Source organism: Escherichia sp. 93.0816 (assembly GCF_013368855.2).
In the GTDB taxonomy this organism is placed as follows: Bacteria; Pseudomonadota; Gammaproteobacteria; order Enterobacterales; family Enterobacteriaceae; genus Escherichia; species Escherichia ruysiae.
This window is the reverse complement of record NZ_JABWNC020000010.1, coordinates 78,440-104,316: the sequence shown is the minus strand read 5'-3', so window position 1 is coordinate 104,316 and position 25,877 is coordinate 78,440. Positions and strand designations below refer to the sequence as shown.

18 protein-coding genes are annotated in these 25,877 nt (G+C 49.9%); 5 read left to right on the top strand and 13 right to left on the bottom strand.

The annotated features are described in order from the left end of the window. Positions 1 to 5: 5 nt before the first annotated feature. Complete coding sequence (locus HEM79_RS12750; RefSeq protein WP_176242442.1) at positions 6 to 2,249, bottom strand: bifunctional diguanylate cyclase/phosphodiesterase; 2,244 nt, start codon at positions 2,247 to 2,249, stop codon at positions 6 to 8. Between the two features lie 181 nt (positions 2,250 to 2,430). Continuing rightward, a complete protein-coding gene (locus HEM79_RS12745; RefSeq protein WP_176242444.1) occupies positions 2,431 to 2,583 on the bottom strand; it encodes a hypothetical protein in 153 nt (50 codons plus the stop codon). Positions 2,584 to 2,600: 17 nt separating this feature from the next. Between HEM79_RS12745 and HEM79_RS12740 the strand changes: the two genes are divergently transcribed. From HEM79_RS12740 to HEM79_RS12725, 4 genes are all read left to right on the top strand, one after another. Continuing rightward, the gene (locus HEM79_RS12740; protein ID WP_000075999.1) at positions 2,601 to 2,792 is read left to right on the top strand and encodes a YfgG family protein; all 192 of its coding nucleotides are present in this window, start codon (positions 2,601 to 2,603) and stop codon (positions 2,790 to 2,792) included. Positions 2,793 to 3,100: 308 nt separating this feature from the next. After that, positions 3,101 to 3,619: an outer membrane lipoprotein gene (locus HEM79_RS12735; protein WP_010344568.1), complete on the top strand. Its 519-nt coding sequence runs from the start codon at positions 3,101 to 3,103 to the stop codon at positions 3,617 to 3,619. 15 nt (positions 3,620 to 3,634) lie between these two features. After that, entirely contained in the window at positions 3,635 to 4,174 is a 540-nt protein-coding gene (locus tag HEM79_RS12730) for a DUF5384 family protein (RefSeq protein WP_000756784.1), read from the top strand. A 99-nt stretch (positions 4,175 to 4,273) separates the two neighbouring features. Next, positions 4,274 to 4,900, top strand: a complete 627-nt coding sequence (locus HEM79_RS12725) for an SMI1/KNR4 family protein (protein ID WP_176241416.1) — start codon at positions 4,274 to 4,276, stop codon at positions 4,898 to 4,900. Between the two features lie 88 nt (positions 4,901 to 4,988). On the opposite strand, the gene guaA is transcribed toward HEM79_RS12725, so the two are convergent. Continuing rightward, positions 4,989 to 6,566, bottom strand: a complete 1,578-nt coding sequence (gene guaA / locus HEM79_RS12720) for a glutamine-hydrolyzing GMP synthase (protein WP_000138265.1) — start codon at positions 6,564 to 6,566, stop codon at positions 4,989 to 4,991. Positions 6,567 to 6,634: 68 nt separating this feature from the next. Continuing rightward, positions 6,635 to 8,101 carry an IMP dehydrogenase gene (gene guaB, locus HEM79_RS12715; protein WP_001299507.1) on the bottom strand — a complete coding sequence of 489 codons (1,467 nt, stop codon included), beginning with the start codon at positions 8,099 to 8,101 and terminating at the stop codon, positions 6,635 to 6,637. Positions 8,102 to 8,262: 161 nt separating this feature from the next. Between guaB and xseA the strand changes: the two genes are divergently transcribed. After that, positions 8,263 to 9,630 (top strand): exodeoxyribonuclease VII large subunit, encoded by a 1,368-nt coding sequence (gene xseA / locus HEM79_RS12710; protein ID WP_176241417.1) that lies wholly within the window; start codon positions 8,263 to 8,265, stop codon positions 9,628 to 9,630. Positions 9,631 to 9,689: 59 nt separating this feature from the next. Here the strand turns inward: xseA and HEM79_RS12705 are convergent, their stop codons facing one another. The 9 genes from HEM79_RS12705 to ispG form a co-directional block, all read right to left on the bottom strand. Then, on the bottom strand, positions 9,690 to 16,130 hold the full coding sequence (locus tag HEM79_RS12705) for an adhesion domain-containing protein (RefSeq protein ID WP_176241418.1): 6,441 nt from the start codon (positions 16,128 to 16,130) through the stop codon (positions 9,690 to 9,692). Between the two features lie 115 nt (positions 16,131 to 16,245). Further along, complete coding sequence (locus HEM79_RS12700; protein ID WP_000683615.1) at positions 16,246 to 17,211, bottom strand: SinI family autotransporter-associated protein; 966 nt, start codon at positions 17,209 to 17,211, stop codon at positions 16,246 to 16,248. A gap of 55 nt (positions 17,212 to 17,266) precedes the next feature. Continuing rightward, complete coding sequence (sinH, locus tag HEM79_RS12695) at positions 17,267 to 19,447, bottom strand: intimin-like inverse autotransporter SinH (RefSeq protein ID WP_176241419.1); 2,181 nt, start codon at positions 19,445 to 19,447, stop codon at positions 17,267 to 17,269. 211 nt (positions 19,448 to 19,658) lie between these two features. After that, positions 19,659 to 19,874: a zinc ribbon domain-containing protein gene (locus HEM79_RS12690; RefSeq protein ID WP_000422360.1), complete on the bottom strand. Its 216-nt coding sequence runs from the start codon at positions 19,872 to 19,874 to the stop codon at positions 19,659 to 19,661. Between the two features lie 62 nt (positions 19,875 to 19,936). Further along, positions 19,937 to 21,412, bottom strand: a complete 1,476-nt coding sequence (der, locus tag HEM79_RS12685) for a ribosome biogenesis GTPase Der (RefSeq protein ID WP_064526988.1) — start codon at positions 21,410 to 21,412, stop codon at positions 19,937 to 19,939. A gap of 117 nt (positions 21,413 to 21,529) precedes the next feature. After that, positions 21,530 to 22,708, bottom strand: a complete 1,179-nt coding sequence (gene bamB / locus HEM79_RS12680; RefSeq protein WP_001177079.1) for an outer membrane protein assembly factor BamB — start codon at positions 22,706 to 22,708, stop codon at positions 21,530 to 21,532. A gap of 10 nt (positions 22,709 to 22,718) precedes the next feature. After that, positions 22,719 to 23,339, bottom strand: coding sequence for an ancillary SecYEG translocon subunit YfgM (gene yfgM, locus HEM79_RS12675; protein ID WP_000409213.1), 621 nt, complete (start codon positions 23,337 to 23,339; stop codon positions 22,719 to 22,721). Between the two features lie 17 nt (positions 23,340 to 23,356). Continuing rightward, positions 23,357 to 24,631 (bottom strand): histidine--tRNA ligase, encoded by a 1,275-nt coding sequence (hisS, locus tag HEM79_RS12670; protein ID WP_176241420.1) that lies wholly within the window; start codon positions 24,629 to 24,631, stop codon positions 23,357 to 23,359. A gap of 110 nt (positions 24,632 to 24,741) precedes the next feature. Beyond that, a complete protein-coding gene (ispG, locus tag HEM79_RS12665; RefSeq protein ID WP_000551807.1) occupies positions 24,742 to 25,860 on the bottom strand; it encodes a flavodoxin-dependent (E)-4-hydroxy-3-methylbut-2-enyl-diphosphate synthase in 1,119 nt (372 codons plus the stop codon). Positions 25,861 to 25,877: the final 17 nt, after the last annotated feature.

The window sequence follows — 25,877 nt, the reverse complement described above, 5'->3', positions numbered from 1 at the left end:
ATAAATTACGCGCTTTCCCGGACAGGTTCTCTTTCACCCAACATCGCCACTAAGGGCTGCGGTTCACCAATCAAAAAGCCTTGCAGGTAATCAATACCCAAAGAGTGAACCGCCTGACGAATCTCTTCATTTTCAACATATTCCGCAACCACTTGCATTTTCTTCATTCGCGCCAGATGACAAATTGATGCCACTATCTGGTAATCCAGACTATTCGAGACAATATTGCGTATGAAGCTGCCATCAATTTTTAATAAATTGGCATTCACATTTTTTAGCCGCGCATAACTGGCGTAGCCAGTGCCGAAATCATCAATTGCAATTTGGCATCCTAACTCCTGAAGATGCTGCAGCGTATTCTGTGCCTGCTTAACATTGGTCAGGGTATTACTCTCGGTTACCTCAAAGATAAGCTGCCACGCTTCTATTTGATATTTATTCAAAAATTTACTGACATCTAAAGGAAAACTCGCCTGACAAACGGAAGTTGGCGACAGGTTAATAGCAAATCGGCGAGCAGGCATTTTTTCTCTATTTTCCGCCATAAATTGCAGTGTATGCTCGATAACCCACATGTCGATGCTGGACGATAAGCCAAATTCATGCGCGACCGGTAAGAAATTGTCAGGATTGATGAGTTCGCCATTCTCTCCTTTCATGCGCAGCAGAATTTCATGATAAACATCACCGCGCACCCCTGTAATCGGCTGGGCCATCAGGCAAAAATCGTTATGCTCGAGCGCCTGTTGTAGCCGATTCATCATCGCCACCTTGTCTTTCAATTCACGTTGTAAATACATTGCCCCGCGACGCTGCATATTTTCCGGGGTATTGGTCACGATAGAAAGTTCAGCAACCGTATTTAGCTCTCCCAGCAGCAGGTATATATGATTAACCGGTGAGCGGACATAGCAATAACTGACGCCAATCTGAGGCTGTAACGGCATTCCATCCCAAAAGAAACGAAACTGCTTCAGATGATTATCCAGCGTGGTAATGCGCTCCTGGTATGATTCTGTATTCAGTCGCAACGCAAGGTCGTTACCGGAAAGCTGATAAACAGCTTCGCCCGGTTCCAGCAACGGCGTCAGCCAGTGTGAAACTTTTTGTTTATATTGAATGCGTAGCATGATGCCATAGTTCTTTACCAGCATTTCCATGCCAGGGATGCGTAAATAACATAGCGCGGACCATGGAGCATCACGCAACGCACGGTTCAGGGCGCGAATATTTGGCAAATGAACAACCGGATCCACATATGCAAGCCGCTGAATGCGTCTGACCACCGCTCGCTGGCGGGTTGCCAGAACAGCCATATAATTGACAATAAAAGAAAATACCAGATAACTGGAGGAAGTTATGGTCAGTTGCGTGGTATATCCAGGATAAAGGGGAATGTAGTTCTGATAGCTGTGAATACTGATCATCAGCACTACCGCCCAGAGCAGCGATATAAACTTATAGCCATAGCGCATTGCTCCCCACATCATCAGCGGTAGCAATAACGATAACGTATAGTTGGTGCTAAAAATTGTGCTTTTTTCATTTAACGGCATACATAGCAACAACAACAACGCCCCCAATGCAAGCAACCAGATCGCAAATTCTTTTTTGGTAACCTTTTTGTCAACTTGCTGTTTTAATTGCGAATAATAGCTACGTAAATAAAACGGATTCCGCACCACCCGAATGATGAAGTAGCACAGTGGGACGCCGATAAGATTACCTACCAGCAAGGCCTGGTAATTGATTAATGTCCCGAGGTTAAAGGGCATAACCCCTACCAGATTGTCTCTGCTTGCCAGTAACCCTACAAACGCAGCAAACTGGAAAAGTACCAGGAACAACGTTGCCGGAAAAACAATCTGCCAGAAAATTCGCTGGGAAATTAAGCGGGTATCACCATGTGAAACGTTGTTACGCCGGGGAGAAAAGACCCTGTAACCGCCCCAACAAATAATAATAATGATAATAAAATTAGCCGTTAACGAAAGCGTTTCATACAGGCCAAGCTCCGCATACTTACGAACAAAAATGCCTAATGCTATGCCCGGTAATGCAGCCCAGCTAAAAAACATCATCATGCTGATCATCAGTGCCAGGGGCAGATAAAAGAGAAAGACTTCACCGGAGGAAATATGCGCAAAAGTATTTATTTGTGCGAAAACGGGCAAGATTAAAGAAGGCAGGATCAGCGGAAGCCCCCACCATTTATCACGTATTTTTATATAAGTTGCATTCAGTTTCATAGATGCTCAACAGAATTCCCCACATCCTGAAAGGGGTGTATTCAGACAGGCATCCCACCTGAATTTGACGGATGATTATTCATCACTATAGAGAGTATCGATTCTAAGTGTCATATGAAAGTTCCAATTGATATATATCAAACAAAACAACCCTGATTAATGAATTATTACGTTTATCATGTTAAGCCATCATTATTACATCATTAATGTAAATAATTAAATTAACTTCCATAACATTGGAATATGTATCCACTGACGCTTTTTTACATAATGAAGAATTGACCATTTTGTCCAGGTGTGCCTTAATGTAAGTACCGTCCACAGAGTGGGACATACTTCAAGGAACCTTTTGTGAGTCAGGCAACCAGTATGCGAAAACGACACCGATTTAACAGTCGCATGACCCGTATCGTACTGCTCATCAGCTTTATCTTCTTCTTTGGTCGCTTTATCTATTCGTCCGTTGGTGCCTGGCAGCATCATCAGAGCAAAAAAGAAGCGCAGCAATCCACACTCTCTATCGAATCCCCGGTACAACGTTAGCGGTTACCTTCTCCATTTTAACTTAACAAGACGGCGCATTGCTGCCCGATGTTTTTGCTCTTTGTAGTTAACAAAGCGGCAGGAATTCTTTCACCTTAAATTTCCCCCATTGCCCTGACTGTCGTAGTTCCTGCCTAAGAAGTAATAAGCTCTAATTAATACATTTATTTAAATTATATTTCTTTAATAATTTATTTCTCGCGTGAATTTTAATAAATTTAATCTATTAGTTTGTACACAATACATTTACTTTCCTCTTTTGATGATCTTAAATATCTTATTTTTCGTAATGTGTATAACAAGGAATAGTGATGAAATTTAAAAAATGTCTTCTGCCTGTGGCAATTTTAGCGTCATTCACCCTGGCAGGATGCCAGTCAAATGCTGACGATCATGCCGCCGATGTTTATCAAACCGATCAACTGAATACAAAACAAGAAACCAAAACCGTTAATATTATTTCCATTCTTCCCGCCAAAGTTGCCGTAGACAACTCACAAAATAAACGGAACGCACAAGCCTTCGGCGCACTTATTGGGGCCGTCGCTGGCGGCGTTATCGGCCATAACGTCGGCTCCGGCAGTAACTCCGGAACGACGGCAGGGGCAGTTGGCGGCGGAGCCGTAGGTGCGGCGGCTGGTTCTATGGTGAATGACAAAACATTAGTGGAAGGTGTTTCTTTAACATACAAAGAAGGCACCAAAGTGTATACCTCCACCCAGGTGGGTAAAGAATGCCAGTTCACGACGGGTTTAGCCGTTGTTATTACCACTACGTATAACGAAACGCGTATTCAGCCAAATACAAAATGTCCTGAAAAAAGCTAATAATCAGGAGGATTCATGAAGAAGGTTTTACTTTGCGCCATCTTAGCCGCCTTAAGTAGTTCAACTTTCGCCTCTTCATTACAGGATCAACTCTCTGCTGTCGCAGAAGCGGAACAACAAGGTAAAAATGAAGAGCAAAGGCAGCATGACGAATGGGTAGCGGAGCGCAACAGGGAAATCCAGCAAGAGAAGCAACGGCGTGCAAATGCGCAGGCTGCAGCAAATAAAAGAGCGGCAGCAGCAGCAGCGGATAAAAAAGCTCGCCAGGATAAACGGGACGCCGAGGCCACTGCGGATAAAAAGCGCGATCAAAGTTATGAAGATGAGCTGCGCAGCTTAGAGATTCAGAAGCAAAAACTGGCGCTGGCAAAAGAAGAAGCCCGCGTTAAGCGTGAGAACGAATTTATCGATCAGGAACTGAAGCACAAAGCCGCGCAAACCGATGTTGTGCAATCTGAAGCTGACGCTAACAGGAATATGACTGAAGGCGGCCGCGATTTGATGAAGAGCGTGGGTAAAGCAGAAGAGAATAAATCGGACAGTTGGTTTAATTAATTGATGTCAGTAACTTCAAGCCTATGATTTGTAAGGATTATGGGCTTTTTTATTGCAATATACGTTTCTAACTCTCCTTCATTTAGAGCAGGGTATGACATGGATACAAATGCTACAACTCCACAATTTGACAATGATATACCTCCTCTGGTTTGGCCCGAATTTACTGATCTTAAAGCACGCATAGGCTGGTGGCGCGCCTGTGCCCTTGCCTGGAGTGCAGAGTGGAACCGACTCTCGCCCATTTCCCCTGTTCCCGCCAGTGAAATTGATTCACTCGAACAACGCTTGGGTTGTGCAATCCCTCCATTACTTCGCACGTATCATGAACACATTGGCACTCTTGAACTAGCGGAAACGCTTTGCAGTGTACAACCAACCTCTTATGTGGCAATTGAACCATTAATCGACGCGTACCCAGGGATTACAGATCTTCTGGAAGATCTTCCTGATAGTGATGAACTGAGGAATCTTGTCGACCAACTTATCGCTTTTGGCGACTATTTGGGGAATGGAAATTTGTGGTGTTTTCACCGGGTAACAGGCGAAGTCTGGTATTTTGATCACGACTGTCCACCGATGCTGACACAAATGTTCAGTGATGTTGGTCAGTATCTCGACCTGATCATGTTTAAATGTCTGCTCACAGTGCATGGTGAGGAAGATAATGAAGAAATGTTACGCGAGAAATTAGGTGATGCGTTGGTGGAAAAATGGATGTATTAAGACAGAGTAGTATCTTAATTCAGATGTGAAGAATATTTAATAATGGCACTTATCCTTGTGCCATGATCATTAATCAATTATAGGGAAATCATTCCCACTCAATAGTCGCTGGCGGCTTGCCGCTGATGTCATACACCACGCGGGAAATGCCGTTCACTTCATTGATAATTCGATTGGAAACGCGGCCGAGGAAATCGTACGGCAGGTGCGCCCAGTGTGCGGTCATAAAGTCGATGGTTTCGACAGCACGCAGAGAAACAACCCAATCATACTTACGACCATCGCCCATTACGCCAACGGAACGTACTGGCAGGAAGACGGTGAACGCCTGGCTGACTTTGTCGTACAGATCTGCTTTACGCAGCTCTTCAATGAAGATGGCATCCGCACGGCGCAGCAGGTCGCAGTACTCTTTCTTCACTTCGCCCAGCACGCGCACACCAAGGCCTGGTCCCGGGAACGGATGGCGATACAGCATGTCATACGGCAGACCCAGCTCCAGACCAATCTTACGCACTTCGTCTTTGAACAGCTCTTTCAGCGGTTCAACCAGGCCCATCTTCATCTCTTTCGGCAGGCCACCCACGTTGTGGTGAGACTTGATAACGTGCGCTTTACCGGTCGCAGACGCGGCAGATTCAATAACGTCAGGATAGATAGTTCCCTGCGCCAGCCACTTCACGTCTTCCAGTTTCAGTGCTTCTTCATCGAATACTTCAACGAAGACGCGACCGATGATTTTACGTTTTGCTTCTGGATCGTTTTCGCCAGCCAGTGCTGACAGGAAGCGGTCTTCTGCCGGAACGTGAACAATGTTCAGGCCGAAGCGATCGCCAAACATATCCAGAACCTGCTCTGCTTCGTTGAGACGCAGCAGGCCGTTGTCGACAAATACGCAGGTCAGGTTTTTACCAATTGCACGGTGCAGAAGCATTGCGGTTACGGAAGAGTCCACGCCACCAGAGAGGCCAAGGATCACTTTATCGTCGCCCACCTGCTCGCGGATGCGGGCTACCGCGTCGTCGATAATTTTTGCCGGAGTCCACAGGGCTTCACACTGGCAGATATCACGCACAAAACGCTCCAGCATACGCATACCCTGACGGGTGTGAGTCACTTCCGGGTGGAACTGCACACCGTAGAAGCGTTTTTCTTCGTTAGCCATAATGGCAAACGGGCAGCTTTCGGTGCTGGCTACGGTAACGAAATCTTGAGGAATTGCAGTTACCTTATCACCGTGGCTCATCCACACGTCAAGCAGCGGTTTGCCATCTGCGCTTAATGCATCTTCGATACCATGAATCAGCGCGCTATCAGTTTGTACTTCAACCTGCGCATAACCAAATTCACGTTCGTTAGAGGCTTCAACGTGACCACCCAACTGCATCGCCATGGTCTGCATACCATAGCAAACGCCGAATACCGGTACGCCTGCTTCAAAGACATACTGCGGCGCACGCGGGCTATTTTCTTCGGTAGTACTTTCCGGGCCGCCGGAAAGAATAATGCCGCTTGGATTGAAGTCACGAATTTGTGCTTCTGTCACATCCCACGCCCACAGTTCGCAGTAAACACCCAGTTCACGCACGCGGCGCGCAACCAGTTGAGTGTACTGAGAACCGAAGTCCAGAATGAGGATGCGATGCTTATGAATGTTTTCCGTCATTGACGCTTATTCCGAGGCAAGTGAAACAGATAATATAAATCGCCCGACATGAAGTCGGGCGAAGAGAATCAGGAGCCCAGACGGTAGTTCGGGGACTCTTTAGTAATGGTCACGTCGTGAACGTGGCTTTCCTGGATGCCCGCACCGCTGATACGTACAAACTCCGCTTTAGTACGCAGTTCGTCGATAGTACCACAGCCGGTCAGCCCCATACAGGAGCGCAGGCCGCCCATCTGCTGGTGAATGATCTCTTTCAGGCGGCCTTTGTACGCTACGCGACCTTCGATACCTTCCGGCACCAGTTTGTCAGCGGCGTTGTCGCTCTGGAAGTAACGGTCAGAAGAACCTTTGGACATTGCGCCCAGAGAGCCCATCCCACGGTAAGATTTGTAAGAACGCCCCTGGTAGAGTTCGATTTCACCCGGAGATTCTTCAGTACCTGCCAGCATGGAACCTACCATCACCGCGCTTGCACCAGCAGCGATAGCTTTCGCAATATCGCCGGAGAAACGAATACCACCGTCAGCGATAACCGGAATACCGGTGCCTTCCAGGGCTTCTACTGCGTCAGCAACGGCAGTGATCTGCGGAACACCTACACCAGTAACGATACGAGTCGTACAAATAGAGCCAGGGCCGATACCGACTTTAACTGCGCTGCAACCTGCTTCTGCCAGTGCGCGGGCACCAGCAGCCGTTGCTACGTTACCACCGATGATTTGCAGATCCGGATATTTAGCGCGAGTTTCACGGATACGCTGCAGAACGCCTTCAGAGTGCCCGTGAGAGGAGTCGATCAGCAGAACGTCAACGCCTGCGGCAACCAGTGCATCAACACGCTCTTCGTTTCCAGCACCCGCGCCAACCGCTGCACCAACACGCAGACGGCCTTGTTCGTCTTTACACGCGTTCGGTTTACGTTCCGCTTTCTGGAAATCTTTCACGGTGATCATGCCGATCAGGTGGAATTCGTCATCAACCACCAGCGCCTTCTCAACGCGTTTTTCGTGCATTTTTGCCAGCACAACTTCGCGGGCTTCGCCTTCACGCACAGTCACCAGACGCTCTTTCGGCGTCATGTAAACGCTAACTGGCTGGTTCAGGTCGGTCACAAAACGCACGTCACGACCGGTGATGATGCCGACCAGTTCGTTTTCTTCGGTAACGACCGGGTAGCCCGCAAAGCCATTACGTTCAGTCAGTTCTTTCACTTCGCGCAGCGTCGTGGTTGGCAGAACCGTCTGTGGGTCAGTCACCACGCCAGATTCGTGTTTTTTCACACGGCGAACTTCTTCAGCCTGGCGTTCAATAGACATGTTTTTGTGGATAAAGCCGATACCGCCTTCCTGAGCCAGAGCAATAGCCAGGCGCGCTTCCGTTACGGTATCCATTGCTGCGGAGAGCATAGGGATATTCAGACGAATAGTTTTCGTCAGCTGGGTGCTGAGGTCAGCAGTATTCGGCAGAACGGTAGAGTGAGCAGGAACGAGGAGAACGTCGTCAAATGTGAGAGCTTCTTTAGCGATACGTAGCATGGGCAATATCTCGACCAGAGTGGTTAATAAATATTGCCGTGGCATTATACAGAGCGTAACCGATTGCATCTACCCCTTTTTGCAAAAAATGCTTGCTATCCCCAGAAGGCGGGTTACTATCGATTGAATAACCTGCTGATTTAGAATTTGATCTCGCTCACATGTTACCGTCTCAATCCCCTGCAATTTTTACCGTTAGCCGCCTGAATCAAACGGTTCGTCTGCTGCTTGAGCAGGAGATGGGACAAGTGTGGATCAGCGGTGAAATCTCGAACTTCACACAACCGGCCTCCGGTCACTGGTACTTTACGCTCAAAGACGATACCGCCCAGGTTCGCTGCGCGATGTTCCGCAACAGCAACCGCCGGGTTACCTTTCGCCCACAGCACGGGCAACAGGTTCTGGTTCGCGCCAACATTACGCTGTATGAGCCGCGCGGTGATTATCAGATTATCGTCGAGAGTATGCAGCCAGCCGGTGAAGGCTTGTTGCAACAGAAATACGAACAGCTAAAAGCGAAGTTGCAGGCTGAAGGTTTGTTCGATCAGCAACTAAAAAAACCGCTCCCCTCCCCCGCGCACTGTGTCGGTGTGATTACATCCAAAACCGGCGCGGCGCTGCACGATATTTTGCATGTGTTAAAACGTCGAGATCCTTCACTGCCGGTGATTATTTACCCTACCGCCGTACAGGGCGATGATGCGCCGGGGCAAATCGTTCGCGCGATTGAACTGGCGAACCTGCGTAACGAGTGCGACGTCTTGATCGTCGGTCGCGGCGGCGGTTCGCTGGAAGATTTGTGGAGTTTTAACGATGAGCGCGTGGCGAGGGCGATTTTTGCCAGCCGAATTCCGATTGTCAGCGCCGTCGGTCATGAAACCGATGTGACGATTGCTGACTTTGTTGCCGATCTGCGCGCACCAACGCCCTCTGCCGCCGCCGAAGTGGTGAGCCGCAATCAACAGGAGTTACTGCGCCAGGTGCAATCTGCCCGCCAGCGGCTGGAGATGGCGATGGATTATTATCTCGCCAACCGTACCCGGCGCTTTACGCAGATTCATCACCGTTTACAGCAGCAACATCCGCAGTTACGTCTGGCGCGGCAGCAAACCATGCTGGAGCGACTGCAAAAGCGGATGAGCTTTGCGCTGGAAAACCAGTTGAAGCGGGCAGGTCAGCAACAGCAACGGCTTGAACAACGTCTGAATCAGCAAAATCCTCAACCACGCATTCATCGCGCGCAAACTCGCATTCAACAACTGGAATATCGCCTAGCGGAAACTCTGCGAGCACAGCTTAGTGCCACGCGTGAACGCTTTGGTAATGCAGTGACACATCTGGAAGCCGTGAGTCCGCTGTCCACGCTGGCGCGTGGCTATAGCGTCACCAGCGCCGCCGATGGGACAGTGCTGAAGCAAGTTAAGCAGGTGAAAACGGGCGATACGTTGACCACACGGTTAGGTGATGGCGTGGTAGTCAGTGAAGTGAGCGACGTGACGAAGACACGCAAACCGCGTAAGAAAGCCTAAATCCCCGACCGGATGTGATGCAGCCAGCACACACCCGGTATTATTACCGCGACGAAAACTTACTGGAAGCAAGTGGCAAGGCCTGCTTTATTCATCACGGAAATACTACAATCCTGCCCCCCTGTCCCTTCATCCATTCCACACTCCCCGGCTGATAAATATGGAAAACTCGGCGAAGAAGGCCATCCCAGCGAACTAAAACCAGAATGAAGCACTGCTAAATCGTTATATGTCGGCGCGTTAGCTAAATTGCCGCACTGCTCTTCAATATCCCATTGTCGTGCATCAGCCACATGCGCAGTAGCCCAATTTTCGTAGTTCATTATCGGCGAAGAAACAGGGCTTTTCCCGGTGGGTAATTCCGTCGTCAACAAGGGCCGATGCAGTGATTTACCATTCACCATGACCGTATCCGCCATATGTCCCCAGAAATGAGCCGAGGAGACGTTCGGGCTGGTGATAACAGTGAAAATAGTGTCCATCGTCGCGGTGATGCTGGTGTTATCGGTCAGCGTCACCGTCAGCGGCGTTTTATATCCAGGCGTATTATCCTGTTTAATCATAAATGTCGCTGTACCGTCGGAACCGGTGGTTCCCTGGAGTGAATTACCACTATCAGTCATTATGACCGTCGCGCCAGTTGGCGGCTGAACGGTCAGATCATCCATTGCCGCCACATCGCCATATAAAGTCGCACCTGGGTTGCGCGGCGCTGCATCACCGCGTTTCAGGCTAAAGGCCACGTTTGACACTGGGTTCCCGGAGCTGTCTCTCACGGTGACAGTCACAGACATAGATTCCCCTTTCTTCACTTTCGCAGCCTGAGTAGAAGAATCAAACGCTGGTGAGGTAAGTGTTACCACAGACACCGAAACGTTAGGGTTCAGCAAGCAGGCCTGCAATGCGCGGCTTCTGTTCGCCGCCTCAGCCTGGCCATTATACAAATCGACAGTCGCGCATCTGTTGACTCCACTGGTATCACACGTTGAGTCCACTGCCCACCAGGCATACCCCGATGACTCCACCGGCCAGCCGGTATCAGCCATCAATGTTCCATTGGGATGACGGTTATACAGCGATATAAGTTGCTCGTTGGTCGGCCAGCGCGCGGCCTCACACGCCGCCGTGCCGCTACGTTCCCTTTCCTGAACTGTAGGCACAAGCCAACTTTCACTATTTAAATCCTTAACGTGAACGCCTGAGGTGTTCGTTAACTCAGCCTTTATTTTAGGCCGCACAAAAACGGTGCCATCTGCCGCCGTCACCGTTTCCGCCATATGCCCCCACATGTTGGCTACGCTAACGTCCGGGCTGGTGAGAACCGTGAAAATTGCGTCCAGCGAGTCGGTTAGCATAGGGCTACTGCCAAGTGCTGATGCGGTTATCGGTGTTCTAAGACCGGTCGAGCTATCCTGGTGAAGATTCAACGTCGCTTTACCCTGAGCATCGGTCTGAATAACCAGATAACTGGTATTACTTCGACCATTCATGCTGGCGCTTTGTATGGTTTGTGCTGGGTTGAACGTATCAGCCACCAAATCATCCGTCGTTACCGTTTCGCTGAGCGAAGTGCCCGAACGATTGTAACTGGCGGCACGCAAAATCCCCACCGACTCAAATGCCGCAGGAGAGCCATCTGGTCGGGTCACCGTAATCGTCAGCGGCAGCGGTGAGCCTTTATGCGCTTTTCCGGCCGGCAACGAACTATCCCAGTTTTCCGCCGCAGTGGTCAGGGTAATTTTGCCTACCGACTCCGCACTCTCCAGGCAGGTCTGGAAGTTGAGATCTGTAGCATCTGAAGCTGCCTGCCCAGTCGTTCCCGACTTGAGATTAATGTACTGATAACTGATCCTCGCTGTGCCTGGACTGGTGACTACGCTTCGTGACCAGAAGTACGGCTTTGGCGCTGTTGACTTGTCAAGCGGCCAGCCCTGTGCCGTTTCAATCGTTCCTGAAGGGTATGCCTCATATAACGATTGCAGATCGCCAATAGACGGCAGTTTATCTTTACAACCTCCCTGCATACCACTCAGCGCATTATTGATAGTCAGTCGCTGCCAATATTCATTGTTAACAATAAGCCCATTGGAAGAACCGACTTCATCTTTTAACTGTGGGCGATGGAAGACTTTGCCGTTTTTAGCCGTTAAGGTCTCCGGCATATGACCCCAGAAGTTAGCTTTTGGCGTATCCGGGCTGGTAATCACGGTAAAAATCGCGCTCAGGGTATTCGATGTTCTTCCGCTGCCATCATCAATTTGCGCCGTTAGCGGGATGCGCGTCCCGTCCCCCTTGTAGATCTGACGCAGAATAAACGTTACCGTACCGTCAGCGCCGGTCATGCTGTAATACTTATTGTTGTCGTCAAAATAGCCGTTGGAGTTATTGTAACTGTCCTGTACATAAATCAACCGACCCTGAGTGGTGATAAGCCGATTATTCGTAGCATTAGAGATACGGGGCACGGTAAAACCATGGTTCAACGTAAACGGCACATAGCCTTTAGGATTTCCCTGGGCGTCGCGAGTGGTCACCGTCATGGTGATTTGATCCCCGGTATTGCTGTAGTCTGTTCTGACTTTAACCGCATCATTACCGTCATATTTAGCCGTCTGCGCCGAACTTAATTCAATCGTGCCCACCTTCGGATTTGCCGTTGTCTGGCAGGTCAGATACCCCAACTCCGTGGATGCCAGACTGTAGCTGGTTCCGTCGCTCAATTGTACGCTTTTATATTTACGATCCTCGATACTGTCTTTTTCCGGTGTGCTGGAGTCGTAACCTTTTTTTAGCAAGACAGGCCAGCCATCTACCGCATGTCCCCGCCATTCACTGGCAAGTGTGAGTAACGCGTCCTGAGTCGGAACATAATCCGCGCCACAGCCGCCATTACTGGCCTTCGTCGCCTGATTTTCGGTAAACAGCGCCCAGCTTTCGTTATCCTCTACACCAGACTTACGTTTGGCGGCAGGGCTACCGGTTAGTTCCGTAAACAGAATCGGCCGTTTAAATGTCAGTCCACCTGCACTCAACGTTTCCGGCATGTGGCCCCACATATTCGCTTTATCGGTATCCGGACTGGTAACCACGGTGAAAATGGTATCCATTGCAGCCTTTTTTGTCGGATCGGAATAGAGCGCGGCGGTGAGCGCCGTTTTCGTGCCGTGGGTATCCGGGCGCGTAATATTGAGAATTTTACTTCCGTCGCTACCGGTTAGTGCCACATATGCTGTCGCTGTATCGTTGAGCACCATCTCATCAGGCAGACCCGCATCAACCACCACCGATGAAACAATCCCATCACCGCTACCTGCCGTATGACGTTCACCAGAACGGGTATATCCATCGCCACGTTTCAGGGTAAATGGCATATCTGCCATCGGGTTACCGGCAACGTCTTTGACCGTCACCTTCACCTGTAACGTCTCGCCCTTTTTCAGCTTTGCCGCATTAAGCGAACTATTCCACTGCGCCTGATCCACCACTTCCAGTGTAATGATGCTTGCGGGAGGGTTAGCATCTTTCAGACAACTCATATAAATCGAGTCATCGGCAGCATTCTGTACGTTCCCGTTATTCAACCAGACGGAGGCAAGGTGCGGAACTTTATCCATCGGCGTGCCGCTCCAGTATTGTTCACGCAAGGTGGGCCAGCCATGAACGGTTTGAATCGTATTGTTACTGTTGGCGTTGTACAGAGCGGTAAGCTGTGACTGGCGTGGCACTTTATTTTTCTCGCAACCGCCAGCCGCGATATTTTCGATATCAGACTGCGCCACACGTACCCAGGTTTCGTTATTTTCCACTAGTGAACGGTTTCCTGCGCTCACTTCAGAGAATAATTTCGGTCGCTTAAAAGTTATAGAATCCACAGTAATGGATTCGTCCATGTGACCCCACATTTGCGCGCTGGCTACATCCGGGCTGGTGGGGGTAGTAAAAATCACGTTGTAGTTAACGGTATTGGGAACATAAGAGTTGGTCGGCGTGATATCCAGAGGAGTCCCTAGCCCAACGCCTTGCGGCTGCTCAATGTCCACCGTTGCTATACCTCGAGCATCGGTTGTACCGGAATAGACAGTTGTGGGCTGAGAAGTACCGTAGAAAGTACCGTTCATCTCTATCGCGCCGCTGGTTGGATCATCAAACCCGGTAACCTGCCCTGGGCGGTTATACCCCATGCCTTTAGTGATGGTGAAATTTGTAAACGGCACCGCCGCGTCATTTAATGCGTTATAGGTTCGCACTGTCATGACAATTTTTTCACCGACTTTAGCCTGCGCCCGGCTTCCAATAGCCACATCATGATCGGTCGTGACCGCCACCTGCGCGACCATTTCATTACCTGAACAGGAAAGGTAGTTTTGTTTAAAGCCAGAATAACTATCCACCAACCCCGTTTTGAAGCTGACCGATGAGTGCGTCGCCTGCTCCACCGCGCTTAAGTAATCTTGTTTTGCCGTTGGCCAACCGTATTTTGTGCCTATAACATTAGCAGGATAAGCGTTGTACAGACTTTCCAGCGAACTCTGGCGCGGAATATGTCCCGTTTTACATTCCGCCTGCATAGAGCCATTTTGGTCAAACAGTGCCCAGTCTTCGTTATTTTCCCGCATAGAACCCAGTTCATGAGCAGTTTCATCCGCCAGCAGCGGGCGTTTAAAGACGCTACCAGATTCGATAATCCCGAGCATATGCCCCCACATTCTGGCCTTATCGCTGTCCGGACTGGTTACTACTGTGAAAATGACATCTTTCGCATCAGACGCAGTGAAGTCACTACGCATTCTCGCCGTAATATGGGTTTTAACGCCAGCGCCATCGGGCTGACTCAACCTCAATGAGGCCTGACCGTTAACATCTGTTATTCCTTCATAAGTATGTGCATCAACCTGGTGAAAATTGGCTCCTCCCGTTATTTGCACCGGATGCGCTTCCCATGCGTCGTCGGATTGATTCTTTCGGTTGATGCCATCATCCAGATGCAGCGAGAAATAGTAGTAAGCCAGCGGCTGACCATTATTTTTGCTATCGGTGATTGTCAGTCGCATAGAGGCATCTTCACCCACCTTAACCTTCATCGCCTGTACCGTGGAGTCATAGCTTGCAGGTGTGAGAACCAGTTTTGGTTCAACGTCCGGTGCCTCTTTATCCACACAGCTAACAATAAGTTTTGTATCGTCCGGTTTTTGCGCTTCGCTACGGTTAGACACATCTGCCGCATGATGCTGCCCGGTCATGCCCGCGAGGGATGACCAGTAATAATCTCCCTGCATCGGCCAGCCAGCGACTTCCTGAATTGATGTAGGAACCACCGTCGCCATCGCGCCAAACTGGCGCATACCAGGCAAAATATCGCAGTGATTATCTGCGCCACTCCAAGTGAAGGTTGACCAGGTTTCATTATGATCGTCGACACTGCCTGCTTCATTATCGACTTCAGCCGCCAGTTTCGGACGGCTGAAGGTATAATCCCGAGCCTTGAGCGTATCCGCCATATGGCCCCACATTTTTGCCTGTGGTACGTCCGGGCTGGTGAGAACGCTAAAAATGACCGCCGTTTCGCTGGTTTGGCTAATGCCAGGCAGGCTTACGACCAGTGGCGTTTTTACGCCTTGCCCGTTCGGTTGCGCCACCGTTACCGTCGCCGTACCATTTTGATCCGTCGTGCCGTGATATTCCGTTGCCGTGGTGGTAAGTTCCGTACTCCCCAGTTTTACCGGACCGATGTTATTCACCACGCCCTGGCGGTTTTCTGCATCCCGACGTTTGATAATAAAAGGAATATTTCCTGCCAGATTGCCCTGACAGTCTTTCGTCGTCACCGTTAGCGTAATTGAACCATCCACGGTCGTTTTTGCCGCTTTCAGCGTATCGTCATATCCGTTAGCGGTAATGGTAACCAGATCACCCTGTGCAGCCGCGATGTTCAGCATCACTTTATTATCAACCAACGGCACTGACCCCTGATTAGGTACGCCCGTTAAGGTAAAGAGATAAAGTAAAGGTATCGTTTGTTGTTGGTCAATTCGCGGCCAGGCAACCAGAGAATGTCCAGCCAGATCCTGGGCACAAAATGACCTGTCTGGGCGCGGCTGTGGATCTAACGGCGTATCCGGCGTGGCGGCCTCAGCCCACACCAGAGAAACAGAAGGTGGATTTTGATTTTCCCAACGCAGCAGTGGTGGCGTGGCGAAAACGTCCCCTTCAGTATCCAGAGGGTTCTGTAAGATCATCTGCGTAGCCGTATCATCTACGCTAAATTCACTGGGTTTTGCAAAAGCCTGAACATCGTGAGGTTCTGTCGGTTCAAGCAGGGTGCTGCCCTGATAAACGGGTATACTGGCGCTCTCTGCCCCAGGCACTGTGCCATTGATTGCGTCGGTCGAGATACCCGTTTGTTGCCACTGGCCACCTTTTAACACTGCCGCTACCTGAAAAGAAAGGGAGAGCAGTAAAACCGCCGTTATCGCTTTTATCAGTTTCAAAGCCCCGCCCATAATTGAAACCTGCCCGTTTAAAGTTACTTTTTCACCTCAACCCACTTTGCTTAACGCAGGTTAAGCAAAGTGCGCGGAAAAGCACCATTCCCCTGGGGAATGGTGCCGGTGACGATTATTTTCTCTGGTAGTCGATGGACAAACCGTAGCCCTGAACACCATCTGCGCCAATTGTGAGGCCGCCTTCGCTGTAGTCGAACGCAGTCTTCGCTTCGGCATTGGTAACCGGGATAACCAGGTCGCTGTTGTTGTAGCTCGGGTTGACAATCCCCCCCGCCGTCCGCAACTGCAGACTGGTGCCGGTAAAGCGCCAGCGGTAGTTGTACTGGCTGGTAACCTCTTCACCCGTATCGTAGGAACCGTTGCTGTTTTTATCTTTCCACAGCATGACCTGATAGGTGGTATTAGTTTTAAGTTTGGTATCTTTGCCCAGCAGGTTGGTATTGACATCCTTCTCGTGAATGACAACTTTAACTGCGTCATCAAATACTGGCCCTTCAGGAATATCATCGCTGTCAGAACCACCGCCTGCGTTAGTAGAGAGATCCAACAGCACCAGTTGTTCTGCGACGTTAGGGTCGCCGGTTGTCGTGGTTGGGGTAATTTTCAAACCGATATAGCGGTCAGCATCTGCTGCGGCAATGGTGTAAGTGTCACTGCCAGCAGTACCGATCTCCTTCGGATCGCCTCCCGCCTGGTCACTAAAGCTCATCCATTGCAACGTCGCTTTTGTCGCGGTGTTGTTGTCATCAAGATCGCCCTGGGTATCGCCAATGGCCCAGTTTGCCGTTAACTTATCGCCAACATGAAATTGCTTTTCGCCATCCGTAGATGCAGTACGACCACCGCGATCAACGGTTATGGACACATGAGATTTATCGGCGTCGGTGATTTCTGTCGCGCTACGGGTTATCCACGGCACTGTACCCTGAATCGTTCCGGTTGATTGCGTCTCTGATTGCCACTGGCCAGCTCTTAGATTGCCCTGCCCTTCTGCCATGGCGGCAGGTACTGCGCAGTACCCTGCCAGAGCCAGTGCCAGCGCGACTTTGGTCATCGGTCGCTTTAGATAATGTTTCATTCAACTCTCTCCTTGATTAATTTCCAGCGGCTGGCCGATCGGCCATTACGCCGATCTAGTGCTTGCTGTAAACCACACGTAATCCATATCCCTGCACGCCATCTTCTTTTTGAGCACCGAACTTCTGCACGGCCTCCTCGTTGGTGGCAGGGATGACAATATCTTCATTACTGGTATTCGATTGCGCACCGGTGTAGCCATTAACGCTGTGCCCGGTAAATTCCCACTGGTAGTCGTATTGCGCCATCTCTTCTTCCGTCAGTTTTTCCGACTGCTGGAAAACACCATCTTTATTGGCGTCACGCCATAAGACAAAACGGTAGGCGTTATCCACAGGTAAATGCTCTTTCTCATTGTCGATAAGATTGACGGGGTTAGTCGCAGATACACGGTAGATAAACGCATTAACATCATTCCCCCCCGCACCAAGGAATGTCACATCCACATAGTTGCTGTCGTCATACGGAGCAGCTTTTGCTTTCCAACGGAAAGTGCCGGGTAACGTACTGGAGAGTGTGACGGTTCCTTTCTCTTTATCTTGCTTCGCGATAAAGACACAGGGGTTATCGGTTGAGCAGGGCTTATTGGCGAGCGTGACTTTTTTGTCTTGTGCATCATAAAGTTGTGGACTCAGACCATTGTCTGGAAGCGGATCACCGTTACGATCCGTGTCATCACCAAAGCTGTCGGTTATATCGAGATCCATCACCACACCATCGACACCATCAGCCTGGGCGCTGGCTTCATGGCTGTGGTTGTTCTCTTCGGGTACGTCAGAAATATTATTAACGATCAGCTCAATTTTACGGTCCTGCTGTACGGTAATTTCCACCACACCGGAGTTTTGCCGATGACCCTTTTCATCTTCCAGCGCCAGACGCACTCGCCAGGTGTTGAGCTTTTCTTGTTCGGCTTGATCAGAGCTGTATTGCCAGGCAGGCAGCACCAGATTCCAGTGATTATTGTTACCCTCGGTGATGGTGTTGGCTTTCACCACAGGCATCACTAGCGTGCGGGCGGCATTGTTTTTCGCCTGCCAGGAGGCGGCGACAATTTTATAGTGATGGTTGATCAGCGCATTAATGGTCCACTTACATTTTTCCAGCCCCACCGCAGCTTCTGGGGTGTCCTTGATAACACATTCCGGATGTTCGTTAGTGGAATCAGCCTTTAGCCAGAGCGTAACGTCGAGAGGGTCTTTTTCTTTATATTCCAGAACAATAAAATTATTACGCTCAACAAAGTCATGTCGGCTACCCATCAGCGAGTGGGCTGCTTTGACATTATCGCTATTCAGTTGATCTTTAAGTGGTACACCGAACTGATAGTTAACAGTAGCGTTAATACTAAGATCACTGTTATCTCCAGTGCCTGCTTTATATTCCGTCCCGACTGACAATAACGGAACTGGTTGATAGTTAACTCCAAGCGTCACCGCATACGGATCTTTCTCTAAATTATCAGTGCCGAACAGCGCAACTTCGTCACCATAATATTGCTCGAAAACAACTTTGCCCCCCAACTGTGGATAAGAAGGTAGCCAGGCTTCCGCACGAACATCCCAACCACGCGCAGGTCGTTCTAAATAGAAGTCGAAATCTTTTGAGTCTTTCCAGTCAGAAAGTGGATGGTAATAGTTACCAGAAAGTTTTAAATAATCCGTCCAGGCTTCAGTCCCTAACCCTAAACGGCGATGTCCTCGGGTAAAATCATAATCGTAAAATATATTTCCACCTAAAAGCCATTTATCAAAATTATGTCTCACCCCCAAACCTATATTACCTATCGTGCGATCTTCTTTACGTTGGGCTGATAACTGGCTGAAATAAACACTTTTTTGATTGTCATATAAAGGAACAAAATAGTCGATTGAACTACCGTCCAGGTCGCCATCCTGACCGATAGAAAGATTTGAGCGGACTTTACCGTATGGAGAAAGCGCGCCTTCAATATAAGACTGCGCAGATGAGGTAATTTGCCCTTGCAGGTAGCTTCTGGCCTGGGATTCCAGAGCTTCTGGGGTCAGGTTCTCAAAGCCTTGCTGGGCAGATTCGGTAACGTAGTTGGCACCACGCTCTTTAAAGGATTTACCTTTGTTATTTTGTTCTTCTTGTTGAGCAGCATCGCTTGCCAGATCAGGCAATGGTGATTCGCTTTGCTCAACATTTATCTCTGGTGCCGCATAAGCAGCACCAGAGATAAAAATTAGCATAAAGTAGCGTATCCATCGCAACATGCCTTTTCCCTGTAACGATTTTATAATCTGAAATTAGCTTCGGCATTGTATTCCAGATAGTTCAGAGATTGCACACCAGAAATGCTAAATATATTCTTAAAATTATATTAATGGGAGTTTGTTCACTCTAATTACGTGTTAAACTAATAGAAATTGAATCATAATATTTACACCGGGAATATATAAAAGAAAAACATATATCCCCGTGATATTAAGCAGTGGTAAATTCAACGCGTTTTTTAGAAATTAAACCGTGTCCATTCTGGCAGAAATAATCCACCGCGCCACAGGCTTTTAATACCTGTAACGGCTGATGACAGTCAGGGCAAAGCGCCTGAACAGTGAAATCTTTATCGCAAGTTGTGCAGTGGGCCGTCTCGCCATTGCGTTCGAGAGGGCTTTGGCAGACTGGGCAGTTGAGTTCCATATTTCTTCCTCGCGATTGGTTGGGTTTCCCTTCCTGGATGGCAAGAGAAACCCAATAAGTAATTACTTACTTTTCTTAATGTGCTTCATCAGACGCTTACGTTTACGCATCTGGGTCGGCGTCAGAGTGTTACGCTTGTTCGCATACGGGTTTTCCCCTTCCTTGAACTGAATACGAATCGGCGTACCCATCACGTCCAGAGATTTGCGGAAGTAATTCATCAGGTAACGTTTGTACGAGTCAGGCAGGTCTTTCACCTGGTTGCCGTGAATCACCACAATCGGCGGGTTGTAACCACCAGCGTGGGCATATTTCAGCTTCACACGACGCCCGCGAACCAGCGGCGGCTGGTGATCTTCAACAGCCATGGTCATGATACGCGTTAGCATAGATGTCCCCACGCGACGGGTAGAGCTGTCATATGCTTCACGTACTGATTCAAACAGGTTACCAACACCGCTACCGTGCAATGCAGAGATAAAATGCACACGAGCGAAGTCGATAAAGCCCAGACGGAAGTCCAGCGTCTCTTTCACCTGCTCTTTCACTTCCTGGCTCAGGCCGTCCCACTTGTTCACCACAATCACAAGTGAGCGCCCACTATTGAGAATAAAGCCCAGCAGGGAGAGATCCTGATCGGAAATACCTTCGCGTGCGTCAATCACCAACATCACAACATTGGCATCTTCAATCGCCTGCAATGTTTTGATTACCGAGAACTTCTCTACCGCATCGGTAATTTTTCCGCGTTTACGCACGCCCGCAGTATCAATGAGTACATACTCACGTCCATCACGTTCCATCGGAATGTAGATACTGTCACGCGTCGTGCCTGGCATGTCGTAAACCACGACGCGCTCTTCACCCAGGATACGGTTAGTGAGTGTAGACTTACCGACGTTTGGACGACCAACAATCGCCAGTTTGATCGGCAGACTTTGCGGATCGAAGTCGTCTTCCTCTTCTTCTTCCTCGCCGTTCTCTTGCGCTTCAAATTGCGCCCAGTATTCAGCGTCTTCGTCGACTTCTTCTTGCGGCGCGATATCTTCCATCCACGGCAGCAGCACGTGCTCCAGCAGACTTAATACGCCACGACCATGCGAAGCGGCAATTGGGTAAATTTCACCTAAACCAAGTGAATAAAAATCAACGATTGCTTGATCCGGATCCAGTCCATCGGTTTTGTTCGCCACCAGGAAGGTTGGCTTTTCGCGGGAACGCAGATGTTTAGCAATGGCTTCATCCGCAGGCATCAGACCCGCGCGCGCATCCACCATAAACAGCACCACATCCGCCTCTTCAATCGCCAGCAGCGACTGTTCCGCCATGCGAGTTTCTACACCGTCTTCTGTACCATCAATCCCGCCGGTATCAATACAGATAAACTCGCGGCCTTCAATTTCCGCACGACCGTACTTACGGTCACGAGTCAGACCCGGGAAATCCGCAACCAGCGCATCTCGGGTGCGAGTTAGACGGTTAAATAACGTGGATTTTCCTACGTTAGGGCGCCCGACAAGCGCGACCACAGGTACCATGTTTAAAGCCTCATTTTTATAAATCATCAGACAACGCACGCTATTTTCGCGTCGTTGTTAAAAACAGGAAAACGGCTCCTGTCCAGGAGCCGTTTTCAAAGTGAACGACAGAGACGATTAACGTGTAATGGAGTACACGGTCCCGTCTTTTGCCTGGATCAGCAGTTTGCCATCAGCGGCAACCGGGTCAGTCTGGAAACCGGAGCTATCAACTTTTTGTTGGGCAACGAAACGTCCATCTTCCACATTAATCCAGTGCAGATAACCTTCGCTATCACCCACCACCAGGTTGCCATTATACAGCACCGGAGAAGTCAGCAGGCGGTGCAGCAGATCGCTTTGTGTCCACAGCGTCACGCCACCATCGATGGTCAACGCCATTACCCGGTCATTTTGATCAACCAGATAGATACGGTTACCGTCGACAATGAAATCATTCACCGAACCCAGTTCGCGTTTCCACATAATCTGACCACTGCGCAAATCAAGCGCCGTCAGGTTACCATTATAGGCCAGCGCGAAAACAACACCGTTCACAACCACTGGCGTAGTATCAACATCGCTCAGACGGTCAATTTCGGTTGAACCGGTCGCCTGGGAGATACGCTGCTGCCAAATCATCTGTCCCTGCTGCATCAACACAGCACTGACGCGACCATTATCGCCACCGACGACTGCCGCACCAAATGCAGTTGCTGGCGCAGACTCGCCACGCAGAGAAAGCGAAGGCATATCAAGGTTAACAGTCCATTTAACAGCGCCGTCAGCTTCGTTCAGCGCCTGCAGCTGACCGTTGCTGGTGTGAATTAACACCAGACCGTCGCTGACCACCGGGCGAGAAAGTGCTTCACCCGCTACTTTGGTTTGCCATGCCACAGTACCATCGCTGGTGTTCAGCGCGTAAACCTGCGCTTTTTCGCTGCCAATATAGACATGGCCACCTGCGACGGTCACACCGCCAGAAAGTAATGCCGGCTCTTTAGATAACCAGCCATCTTTCTCAGCCAGGCTGACAGACCAGATTTCTTTACCGTCATCCGCATTCATCGCCTTTACCAAACCAGCGCGATCGGCTGCATAGACAACGTTATCCGCCAGTGCCGGATGAAGATTAGAGTAGAAGTTACCAATGCCGCTACCAACGGAAGTGCTCCACGCCGTGGTCGGCGTAAACTGGTTTTCAACGGTCGGCAATGGGGACATCTTGACCACATCTTCTTCACTGTTAAACAGCGAACAGCCGCTTAAAAGGGTAACGGAAAGCACTCCTGGCAGCAGTAATTTACGCAATTGCATCGGGTCCCTCTCAGATGGACAAATTATTAATTTTCATCTGCATCATTTCACTCAGTGCCGGGGTCACATCGCTTTTCACGCCTGCTTCCCATGCACTACGCGCACCTTGCTTATCACCTTTGCTCAGTAATGCTTCACCACGCAAGTCGGCAACAATGGCAGCCCACCCTTCACCTTTTATGGTATCAAGGGTTTTCAGCGCAGCATCAGTCTGCTTGAGCTGCACCTGAACTCGGGCAAGACGCAGATTTATCACGGCTTTGAGATTTTCATCGCTCGTGTCCGCCAACCCTTGTTGCAATTGAGCGGCGGCTTTCTCTAGTTCATTTTTGTCAACAAATTGCTGCGCAAGTTCCAAAGAAGCCAGCGCGCCGTAAGTATTTTTATTTTCAGCAGCAAATTTTTCTGCCGCTGGGATGCTGTCCGGTTTGCCTTCGCTAACTGCGGTAACCGCATTTTGATAGGCAAGAGAAGCGGAGCGTGCGGACTCAACCTGATGGCTGTTCCAGTAGCGCCAGCCAATCAGTGCGCCAACGCCTAAAATCACCCCAACAGCCAGTGCTTTGCCATTTTCAGCAAAAAAGCGTTTAACCGCTTCAACCTGGTCGTTTTCGTTCTCGTAAATTTCCACGCTGTCCTTCTCCTTCCTTAACCCAGTAACGTGTGCAAATGCGCGGCTACGCTATCCTGCGCAACTGCCGTTTGCTCACCAGAGCGCAAATCCTTCACTACTGCCGTGCCATTAGCCACTTCAGACTCACCCAGCACCACAGCAACGCAGGCACCCCATTTATCAGCGCGGGCAAACTGTTTCTTAAAGTTGCCGCCGCCGTGGTTGGTCATCAGTTTCACGCCAGGTAATTCATCACGCAGACGCTCAGCTAATGCCATAGCCGCAGATTGTGTATCAGTACCCGAAGCCACCAGGTATATATCGACAACGGGATCGGCTTTAAATTCCGGGTTAACTGCCTGAACTAACAACACCAGACGTTCCAGGCCCATCGCAAAACCGACTGCCGGTGTGGCGCGACCGCCCAGTTGTTCCACCAGACCGTCATAACGACCGCCTGCGCACACTGTGCCCTGAGAACCGAGGCTGTTAGTCACCCACTCGAAAACGGTACGGTTGTAGTAATCCAGACCACGCACCAGACGCTGGTTTACGGTATAGGCAATGCCTGCGCTCTCAAGCAGTTTGCACAGACCGGCAAAATGCTCGCGAGACTCTTCATCCAGATAATCGCCCAACGCCGGAGCGTCGTTGAGTAACGCCTGCACTTCCGGATTTTTAGAATCCAGCACGCGCAACGGGTTGGTGTACATACGACGTTTACAGTCTTCGTCCAGCTTTTCTTTATGCTGTTCAAGGAACGCAACCAGCGCATCGCGGTAATTGGCGCGAGCTTCCAGCGAACCAATAGAGTTCAGTTCGAGAGTAACGTGCTCAGAGATACCCAGCGCACGCCACCAGCGGGCGGTGAGCATAATCAGTTCGGCATCGATATCCGGGCCTTGCAGACCGAAAACTTCGCAGCCCAACTGATGGAACTGACGATAACGTCCTTTCTGCGGACGCTCGTGACGGAACATTGGCCCGATATACCACAGACGCTGTTCCTGATTGTACAGAAGACCATGCTCGATGCCGGCGCGTACACAGCCCGCCGTCCCTTCAGGACGCAGAGTCAGGCTGTCGCCATTGCGATCCTCAAAGGTGTACATCTCTTTTTCAACCACGTCGGTGACTTCACCAATCGCACGTTTGAATAGCGGGGTCTGCTCTACAATCGGCAAGCGGATTTCACTGTAACCGTAGCTGCCGAGCACGTTTTTCAGTGTGCCTTCAATGCGCTGCCAGATGGCTGTTTCGCCAGGCAGGTAATCGTTCATGCCGCGAATGGCTTGAATGTTTTTTGCCACGTTTATTCTCTTTCTGAATATAAAAATGAACCCTCAACGCTTCCCTCAATATTTCGGGAGCCATGCGGGTTCAATCATACACGGGAAGCGAGGCGCTTCCCATCACGTTATTATTTTTCAACCTGCTGAACGTCAATTCGACGCGCTTCGTCCAGTTGGCTGGCTTTCGCACGAATGCGTGCTTCCAGCTGATCGATCATGTCGTTATTGTCCAGACGGTCTTTGCGCACGCCATCTTCATAGAGGCCGCTTTTCTTGTTGCCGCCCGTAACGCCAAGCGTAGAAACCAGCGCCTCGCCTGGGCCATTCACCACGCAGCCAATAATCGAAACGTCCATCGGGGTGATGATATCTTCCAGACGTTGCTCCAGCGCGTTAACCGTACCGATAACGTCAAATTCCTGACGTGAGCAGGTCGGGCAGGCGATGAAGTTGATGCCGCGCGAACGAATACGCAGCGATTTCAAAATATCAAAACCGACTTTGATCTCTTCGACCGGATCAGCCGCCAGCGAGACGCGCAGCGTGTCGCCAATGCCTTCCGACAACAGCAGACCTAAACCAATGGCCGATTTCACCGCCCCGCTGCGTGCGCCACCGGCTTCGGTGATCCCCAGGTGCAACGGCTGATCGATCTGTTTTGCCAGCAGACGATAAGACTCAACCGCGAGGAAAACGTCAGATGCTTTCACACTGACCTTGAACTGATCAAAGTTCAGACGATCGAGATGATCAACATGGCGCATGGCAGATTCCAGCAACGCCTGCGGCGTCGGTTCGCCATACTTTTCTTGCAGATCTTTTTCCAGCGATCCGGCGTTAACACCAATACGAATCGGAATGTTTTTATCGCGCGCACAGTCAACCACCATGCGAATGCGTTCTTCATTACCAATATTGCCAGGGTTAATGCGCAGACAGTCAACGCCGTATTCCGCTACTTTCAGTGCAATGCGATAGTCGAAGTGGATATCGGCCACCAGCGGCACGTTAACCTGCTGCTTGATGAGCTTGAACGCTTCTGCCGCATCCATCGTCGGTACAGAGACGCGAACGATATCAGCGCCGACACGTTCCAGCGCCTTAATTTGATTGACCGTTGCTTCGACGTCTGTCGTACGCGTATTGGTCATGGACTGTACGGCGATGGGAGCACCATCGCCAATCGGCACATTCCCAACGTAAATACGTGTTGATTTTCTACGTTGAATTGGAGCCTGGTTATGCATGAAAAATCTCCCGCGTT